The sequence below is a fragment of the Acinetobacter rudis genome (assembly GCF_031157835.1).
Lineage (GTDB): Bacteria > Pseudomonadota > Gammaproteobacteria > Pseudomonadales > Moraxellaceae > Acinetobacter > Acinetobacter rudis_A.
Genome location: NZ_JAVIDR010000052.1, coordinates 1 through 761 on the forward strand (window position 1 = coordinate 1; position 761 = coordinate 761).

Below are 761 nucleotides of genomic sequence, written 5' to 3' on the forward strand. Positions count from 1 at the left end.
TTTAACAGTACCTTGCCATCGGCAGTATAAGTCACCGCTTCAATCAAGTTACCTTGACCATCCACTAAGCCAGTACCCTGTAAACTCTTATCTAACTGACCTTTGCTTACTGCATCCGTAGCATTAACACCATCTTTTAAATTGCTAATCGTGGTGTTGGCAGCATTGATCCCTGCTGTGGTGATGGATGGACCATTGGCACCTACTTTCAGACCGGTTTTAACATTGAGCTGATCAGCCAAATCAAAGTTAAAGTTTGTCCCAGTTTGAGTCACTTTGACATTACCGTCGGTATTGCCATAGTCAATCACTGCATCTTTAGCCACTTTGGTTGCTGTACCCGCATTGGCAGAAACACTAAACGCACCGTCGTTGAGGGTTTGCGTCAAGTTACTAATATTGCTGGTATTGTCAGTCACACGAGCATCAACATTACTGATGGCATCACCAACATTACTGACCGTTTTACCATCAACACTATAGCTTGGTGCAGTCACTTTGCCATTGGCATCAACTGTAGAACCACCACCGAGTGCTGTTGCTAAGCTTTGATTGCTCTCAAAGAGTTGACCACCATTAATCGCATCACGTGAGCCACTTGCCACTTGGCCTGCAGCTACATTACCCAGTGCGGTACCTGCACCAGCATTGTCTTTTAACAGTACCTTGCCATCGGCAGTATAAGTCACCGCTTCAATCAAGTTACCTTGACCATCCACTAAGCCAGTACCCTGTAAACTCTTATCTAACTGACCTTTACT

At 44.9% G+C, this 761-nt stretch carries 1 pseudogene; it reads right to left on the bottom strand.

Annotation, left to right across the window (positions count from 1 at the left end):
• Nucleotides 1-761: pseudogene (locus RFH42_RS16845) on the bottom strand (hypothetical protein); the annotation flags it as partial.